The 7,390-nt window shown below is 38.5% G+C and carries 5 protein-coding genes, 9 tRNA genes and 1 rRNA gene; all 15 read right to left on the reverse strand.

The features are described from left to right. Nucleotides 1–152: 152 nt before the first annotated feature. Nucleotides 153–1,499 (reverse strand): phosphoglucosamine mutase, encoded by a 1,347-nt coding sequence (gene glmM / locus ABH957_RS26825; protein ID WP_404512593.1) that lies wholly within the window; start codon nt 1,497–1,499, stop codon nt 153–155. Further along, entirely contained in the window at nt 1,492–2,967 is a 1,476-nt protein-coding gene (locus ABH957_RS26830; protein ID WP_404512595.1) for a CdaR family protein, read from the reverse strand. The genes glmM and ABH957_RS26830 overlap by 8 nt, the downstream gene beginning before the upstream one ends. Beyond that, entirely contained in the window at nt 2,960–3,781 is an 822-nt protein-coding gene (gene cdaA / locus ABH957_RS26835) for a diadenylate cyclase CdaA (protein ID WP_002091475.1), read from the reverse strand. Before cdaA ends, ABH957_RS26830 begins: the two co-directional genes overlap by 8 nt. A gap of 248 nt (nt 3,782–4,029) precedes the next feature. Next, on the reverse strand, nt 4,030–4,923 hold the full coding sequence (gene rocF, locus ABH957_RS26840) for an arginase (RefSeq protein WP_113938306.1): 894 nt from the start codon (nt 4,921–4,923) through the stop codon (nt 4,030–4,032). Between the two features lie 269 nt (nt 4,924–5,192). After that, nucleotides 5,193–6,338 (reverse strand): glycerate kinase, encoded by a 1,146-nt coding sequence (locus ABH957_RS26845; RefSeq protein ID WP_404512597.1) that lies wholly within the window; start codon nt 6,336–6,338, stop codon nt 5,193–5,195. A 126-nt stretch (nt 6,339–6,464) separates the two neighbouring features. Further along, nucleotides 6,465–6,537, reverse strand: a tRNA-Ala gene (locus ABH957_RS26850). Nucleotides 6,538–6,547: 10 nt separating this feature from the next. Further along, nucleotides 6,548–6,619, reverse strand: a tRNA-Gly gene (locus ABH957_RS26855). Between the two features lie 5 nt (nt 6,620–6,624). Beyond that, nucleotides 6,625–6,700, reverse strand: a tRNA-Lys gene (locus ABH957_RS26860). 5 nt (nt 6,701–6,705) lie between these two features. After that, a tRNA-Gln gene (locus ABH957_RS26865) sits at nt 6,706–6,780 on the reverse strand. Between the two features lie 65 nt (nt 6,781–6,845). Continuing rightward, nucleotides 6,846–6,929, reverse strand: a tRNA-Tyr gene (locus ABH957_RS26870). 16 nt (nt 6,930–6,945) lie between these two features. Continuing rightward, nucleotides 6,946–7,021 (reverse strand) — tRNA-Val (locus ABH957_RS26875). Between the two features lie 5 nt (nt 7,022–7,026). Beyond that, nucleotides 7,027–7,101: transfer RNA gene (locus ABH957_RS26880), tRNA-Glu, on the reverse strand. 25 nt (nt 7,102–7,126) lie between these two features. Beyond that, nucleotides 7,127–7,199, reverse strand: a tRNA-Thr gene (locus tag ABH957_RS26885). 4 nt (nt 7,200–7,203) lie between these two features. Continuing rightward, nucleotides 7,204–7,278, reverse strand: a tRNA-Asn gene (locus ABH957_RS26890). Nucleotides 7,279–7,287: 9 nt separating this feature from the next. Further along, nucleotides 7,288–7,390 (reverse strand): 5S ribosomal RNA (gene rrf, locus ABH957_RS26895); the annotation flags it as partial.

The raw sequence follows: 7,390 nt of genomic DNA on the forward strand, positions 1-7,390 counted from the left end.
GCGCTTTTATAATTTACAATATTTCCTTTGAGAAAAAGAACAAGACCATCGTATAACAAACAATATAAATCGTCAATGAAATTTTTTTCATTGTCTATAAAAAATATGAAAAAGGAGCACTTTTTGTGCTCCTTTTAAATAAAATCGGCTAATTATTCAACGCCAACTTCAGCTTTCACAACTTCTACAATACGATGTACATACCCATCACAAATTTCTTGTGTCGGTGCTTCTGCCATTACACGAATAAGTGGTTCTGTTCCAGATGGACGAACAAGAATACGACCGTCTCCGTTCATTTCTTCCTCTACAACACGAATAATTTCTTTAATTTTCTCATTTTCTAGTGCTAGTTTCTTATCTGTTACACGAACATTTACTAGTAATTGTGGGAATTTTGTCATCTCGCCTGCAAGCTCAGATAATGGTTTTTTCGTCATTTTCATGATATTTACAAGTTGAAGTGCACTTAACATTCCATCACCAGTTGTAATGTAATCAAGTAAGATAATATGACCTGATTGTTCTCCGCCCAGGTTATATCCACCACGTTTCATCTCTTCCATTACGTAGCGATCACCAACTGCTGTTTTATCACTTGTAATATTGTTTGCTTCAAGCGCTTTGTAGAAACCTAAGTTACTCATAACTGTTGAAACAACTGTATTATGTTTCAATTGACCAGTTTCTTTCATATACTTCGCGCAAATAAACATAATTTGATCGCCATCAACGATGTTTCCTTTTTCGTCTACTGCGATTAAACGGTCTCCGTCACCATCAAAAGCAAGACCAATGTCAGCACCTTTTTCTTTTACTAATTCAGCTAATACTTCTGGATGCGTAGAACCTACTCCGGCGTTAATATTCATACCGTTCGGTGAAGTTCCCATTGTTGAAATATCAGCTTCTAAATCTGCAAATAAATATGGAGCTAAAGAAGATGTAGCACCATGTGCACAATCTAAAACAATATGTAAACCAGAGAAATCTTCCTCTACAGTTTGTTTAATGTATTGTAAATATTTTTGTCCACCTTCAAAGTAATCACTCACTTGTCCAAGGTTAGTACCTGTTGGACGTGGTAGCTCATCAACTTCTTTGTCTAATAACGCTTCAATTTCTGCTTCTTGCTCATCTGTTAATTTAAATCCATCTGAACCGAAGAACTTAATTCCATTATCTTGTACTGGGTTATGAGATGCAGAGATCATAACACCTGCTTGCGCCCCTAAAGCTTTTGTTAAATAAGCCACACCTGGTGTAGAAATAACACCAAGGCGCATTACTTCCGCTCCAGTTGATAATAGGCCTGCTACTAAAGCTCCTTCTAGCATATGTCCAGATACACGTGTATCACGGCCAATAATTACTTTTGGACGATCTGTATCTTTTGTTAATACATAGCCGCCAAAACGTCCTATTTTAAAAGCTAATTCAGGTGTTAATTCCTTATTTGCAACCCCACGTACTCCGTCTGTACCAAAATATTTACCCATTATTATTCGCTCCTTTTTCGTGCTCTTTTTGATTATCTACTGTTGGTTCTTGGCTCGTTTCTTGGCCATTTTCTTTTTCTTTGTCTTTTTCTTTTTCCTGATCCTTTTCTGGATTAGGTTCAGGATTTTTTGGTTTTTCAGTTTGATTTTCTTGATTGTTTTTTGAATCTGGTTGTTCAATATTACCCTGTACTTCTTTATCCGGCTTTTCTTTCTTCACAATTGTGACTTTAGCACTTTTTTGTTTTGCTTCTATCGAAATATTACCAGGACCACTCACTTGAATAGAAACATCTTTCGTCCCCGGAGATACATTTTGCAGATTAATCGCCGCTGTTAGTTGAGCAACTGTTATTTTATCTACTATACTTGCTTCTCCTGAAATATCAACGCTTATCTTTCCATCTTGTGGCGAAAGTAGCTGCGCAGTAACATCATTCGGAATTCCACTTTTTTGAATCGGGATACCATCAATAGTTTTACTTTTCGTTTGTTTTACCTTTTGTACCCCTATGGAAACCTTCACTTGATTTGGTTTTGCACTTGTTACACCTTTTGGCAATAAAACAGAGGCATCGAATGTTGTAGAATCCGTCAATTGACTAAGATCTACCTCGACCCCCTCTATAGATTGTATATTATCCAAAATGTCTTTTGGACCTGCTATCGTTACTTCTTTTGGTTCAACACTAATATTTGTAACAGCTAAACCTTCTGGTAGATTCCCTTTTTTCGAATATGTTAAAGGAACTGTTTTTTCGACATTATTTGCTGTAGCTTGTGTCGCTACATTCACCGTTACACTTATTTTAGATGGACTTGTTTTTACATTTAAACGTTTTCCTTCTTTATTGTATAATGTAACGTCTGCTGTTTTTGTAACTGTTTTATTAACACCTTTTAAATCTATATATGCCTTAGCAGATGAAATACTTTCTATTTCTTCTTTTGTTCCAACTACTTCAACAGTGTCAGGCTTAATACTTGATTTCTCAATGGTAGCACCTGCTGGCATCTGGTCTTCATTTGATAATTTTAAATCTACATGAACATACTTTTTCGCTTTTTCATGAAGAGTGACTTTAATTGTTGCTGGCTGAACTGTCCCCTTCACATCATCTGGAAGCCCGTTCGCTTTTAAAGAAACTTCATAAGTTCCTTTTTGACTATCTCGCAAATCAACTGATATATCAAATTGTTTTTTTGCTTTTGCTGTAGCAACTGCTGATTTTGGGCCTTCCAACTTCACCTTGACTCCACCTGCTGGAATACCACTTACAATATATTTCTCTTCATCATACTTAAGGGTAATAGGATAATCAGTTAATGTTTCTTTCGTTTCATTTACGAAAGGTAATATACTCGATGTCGTATTTTTTTCAGTTAAAGTTGCTGACATAAAAAGCATACACGCCAATAGTAATGAGATTCCTTTTAAAAACCAATGATTCTCCATTAACTTATCCATGACGCTTTCTCCTCCAATTCCATAAAGACGAAGAAGTCGTTTTTTCGTTCCCACTAAATTCAGCTAACAACATATCCTTTAGCTGTTCTGTCTTCAAATCACGATGTAACTCACCGTTTTTCGTTAAAGAAATTTGGCCTGTTTCTTCCGACACAACTACTGTAATACTATCGGTGACTTCACTAACTCCCATTGCAGCGCGATGCCTAGTTCCTAACTCCTTAGAAATAAATGGGCTTTCTGATAAAGGAAGGTAACATGCTGCTGCTTTAATTGTACTTCCCTGCATAATTACTGCTCCATCATGAAGAGGGGTATTAGGGATAAAAATATTAATGAGTAATTCCGATGATACATTTGCATTTAGCGGAATACCCGTTTCTACATAATCATCCATCCCAGTCTCTTTTGACAAAGTAATTAGTGCACCAATTCTACGTTTTCCCATATATTCCGTTGCTTTAGCTATCGCTGTTGCAACAATTTCAGGTTCATCTTCCCCCTGATTTCCCACACGCGAAAATAAGCTACCCCGTCCTAGCTGCTCAAGTGCTCTTCTCAATTCTGGCTGGAAGATAATAATAACGGCTAAAAATCCCCACGTTAATACTTGTTCCGTTAGCCAATATAGCGTATGCAATTCAAGTAAAATACTAATCATCCGGACGACAATAATAACTGTAATACCTTTTAAAAGTTGCACAGCCTTCGTGCCCCGAATTATAAGAATTAGCTTATATATAATAAACCATACAACAGCAATATCTAATGCCGTACTAAGATATTTCAAAATGGTCGTATCTTCAAAAGGCATGCTAACCCTTCCTCCTACTTACGAGCAATTCTATCCATATATTGAAATATTATTTTATGCTCTATCTGTATGTATTTCCAACAACTAGTTAATTATACCATACATGAACCAAACGACAATTACAAACGCCCCCCTTTAGCTTAAATTGGTAAGATGTCAAACTTTCTTATCCTACAGTATAATATAAGTCATTATTATACGCCTATTTTCAAATAAAAAAAGCAACTTCTCAGTTGCTTTTCTTACATTTATTTTAGTTTTTCACCGAATAAAGAACCCATTAAAGCAACCGCTGTTGTTGCTGTTCTATTTCTCTCATCTAAAATCGTATTTACTTCAACAAATTCAGCAGATGTAACAATATCAGCTTCTGCTAACATTTCCATCGCTAGGTGGCTTTCACGATACGATAGACCACCAATTACAGGTGTTCCAACTCCTGGTGCGTCATGAGGATCAAGCCCATCTAAATCTAATGATAAATGAACACCGTCAGTATGAGATAAATACGCAATTGTTTCTTCCATAACAGCCGTCATACCCATACGATCAATTTCATGCATTGAGAATACTTTAATGCCTTCTTCACGAATAAAGTCCTTTTCTCCTTCATCTAATGCACGTGCACCGATAATTACAACGTTCTCTTTCTTCACCTTTGGATATGACCCGTATAAGTCTACAAGTGAAGAATGTCCATATCCTAAACTTGCAGCAAGTGACATACCGTGAATATTTCCAGATGGTGAAGTCTCTTCTGTATTTAAATCACCGTGTGCATCATACCAAATAACACCTAAATTTTTATAATGTTTCGCCACACCAGCTAACGTACCGATAGCAATACTATGATCGCCGCCCAATACAAGTGGAAAACGACCTTCTTCTATAATATGATCAACCTTAGTCGCTAGTTCGTTACATACAGTTGCAACTTGAGTAAGGTTTCGTAATTTTGTATTTTCATCTACTTCTTTTTCTCTCTCTATACATATATCTCCCATATCTTTTACGTCATATCCAATTTGTTCAATTCTTTCAACTACCCCTGCATAACGGATCGCGCTTGGTCCCATATCAACCCCACGACGCATCTGTCCTAAATCCATTGGAACTCCAATAACTGAGATTTCTTTTTTCATAGATAGTATCCCCCTTTTATGCCTTCACTAAATATTTTAAATCTTTTATATAGTCTGACTCAACTCGACATTTTTCTGCATGGATATACATTTTATTCACTTATATTTACGTTAAAATCCCAATTTTTAAACCATTCTATGTATAAAGTTAACTTAATGAACCAACTAACTTTTCTATCAGCTAATATTTTTATCAGTGCTTTTCTCCATCACCACCTAGGATTACACAAGATACCCTCAAATAACTGGATAAAAAAACACTTCTACATTTAGAAGCGTTTTTTTGATGCTAGTTTCCACACTGCTGCAATATTTTTTGCTGTCATTTCGATATTCTCTTCTGCCGCTTTATATGCTTCTTCTAATGTCATTGGGCTAGCCGTAATACTAAACACTGCATCAATTCCCTTTTCGTAAACAGTCGTATAATTCGAGGATACAGATCCACCAATAGCAATTACAGGAATATGACGACATTTCGCCCGCTTCGCGACACCAACAGGAGCTTTTCCATAAGCTGTTTGTTCATCTATTCTTCCCTCACCAGTTACAATAAGATCGGCACCCTCTATACACTTATCAAAATTTGTATAATCTAATACAATTTCAATCCCTTTTCTTAACTGTCCCTTTAGCACTGCAACAATAGCAGCTCCCATTCCTCCAGCTGCCCCTGTACCAGGTATTAGGGACACATCAAAAGATACGTACTGTTTAAGTATATTAGCATAATGTTTTAAATTCCCGTCTAGCTCTTTCATCATCTCTACATTCGCACCCTTTTGTCTCCCAAATACAAAAGACGCTCCCTTTGGTCCAACTAATGGATTGTCGACATCACATGCTGCTTCTAGCTTTATATCCTTCAAACGTGTATCCATACGAGAAAGGTTAAGAGCAGTAATCAAATGTAATGTTCCTCCAGAGGGCTCAATTACTTCACCTTTCCTATTAATAAACTCTACGCCTAAAGCAGACAACATACCTGCCCCACCATCATTTGTAGCACTTCCTCCAAGCCCTAAAATAATGTGTTTAGCTCCTTGATCTAATGCATGTAATATCAGTTCGCCTGTCCCTTTTGTCGTTGTAATAAGTGGGTTTCTCTTTTCAATTGAAACGTGTTGTAATCCTGATGCTGCCGCCATTTCAATAAATGCTGTCTCCCTATCCTTAGACATACCATAATAGGCTTGCACGCTCTCTCCAAGCGGCCCTGTCACATTAAGTGATATAATTTCCCCCATTGTAGCACCAACAAGAGATTCGACCGTTCCTTCACCTCCATCTCCAATTGGTACTTTAACGTACTCTGCTTTAGGAAAAACTGCTGCAAAGCCCCTTTCAATAGCTTCACATACCTCTATAGCTTTCAGGCTTTCTTTATATGAATCCGATGCAATGACAACTTTCATAATTATCCCCCCCTTATTCAATCCCTTTTTTTCATTTTAAACGATATACGGAAAAGTTTCCTTTTTGAGTGAAATTTAAACACAAAAAAAGCTTACATCATTTGATGTAAGCTTTCCCTATTTATATGGAGCCTAGCGGGATCGAACCGCTGACCTCCTGCGTGCAAGGCAGGCGCTCTCCCAGCTGAGCTAAGGCCCCTTAGTAATTAAGCGGAAGACGGGATTCGAACCCGCGACCCCAACCTTGGCAAGGTTGTATTCTACCACTGAACTACTTCCGCGAAAATGGTGAGCCATGAAGGATTCGAACCTTCGACCCTCTGATTAAAAGTCAGATGCTCTACCAACTGAGCTAATGGCTCGTAAATGGCTGGGCTAGCTGGATTCGAACCAGCGCATGACGGAGTCAAAGTCCGTTGCCTTACCGCTTGGCTATAGCCCATTAATATTTACTAGTATGGTTATCTTTTCAAAAAAATAAACCCTCTCAGGTTATTTTAAAGAAAATGGTGGAGGGGGGCAGATTCGAACTGCCGAACCCAAAGGAGCGGATTTACAGTCCGCCGCGTTTAGCCACTTCGCTACCCCTCCGACATTTAAAAATATATGGTGGAGGATGACGGGATCGAACCGCCGACCCCCTGCTTGTAAGGCAGGTGCTCTCCCAGCTGAGCTAATCCTCCAAAAGTGGTGACCCGTACGGGATTCGAACCCGTGTTACCGCCGTGAAAGGGCGGTGTCTTAACCACTTGACCAACGGGCCAAAAAAAAAACAAAAACTTTTCCCAAGCTTCCAACCGGGCTTGAACCGGTGACCTCTTCCTTACCATGGAAGTACTCTACCAGCTGAGCTATGGAAGCATAATGGCTCCGCAGGTAGGAATCGAACCTACGACCGATCGGTTAACAGCCGATAGCTCTACCGCTGAGCTACTGCGGAATAATATAAGCCTGGCAACGTCCTACTCTCACAGGGACAAGGTCCCAACTACCATCGGCGCTAGAGAGCTTAACTTCCGTGTTCGGTATGGGAACGGGTGTGACCTCTCTGC

Origin of the sequence: Bacillus sp. RC242 (assembly GCF_044908245.1) — a bacterium.
GTDB lineage: Bacteria > Bacillota > Bacilli > Bacillales > Bacillaceae_G > Bacillus_A > Bacillus_A mycoides.

What these genes read in the sequence shown, in the direction of transcription:
- glmM (WP_404512593.1), bottom strand. Translation starts at nt 1,499, where the DNA reads ATGGGTAAATATTTTGGTACAGACGGAGTACGTGGGGTTGCAAATAAG.
- rocF (WP_113938306.1), bottom strand. Translation starts at nt 4,923, where the DNA reads ATGAAAAAAGAAATCTCAGTTATTGGAGTTCCAATGGATTTAGGACAG.
- cdaA (WP_002091475.1), bottom strand. Translation starts at nt 3,781, where the DNA reads ATGCCTTTTGAAGATACGACCATTTTGAAATATCTTAGTACGGCATTA.
- ABH957_RS26845 (WP_404512597.1), bottom strand. Translation starts at nt 6,338, where the DNA reads ATGAAAGTTGTCATTGCATCGGATTCATATAAAGAAAGCCTGAAAGCT.
- ABH957_RS26830 (WP_404512595.1), bottom strand. Translation starts at nt 2,967, where the DNA reads ATGGATAAGTTAATGGAGAATCATTGGTTTTTAAAAGGAATCTCATTA.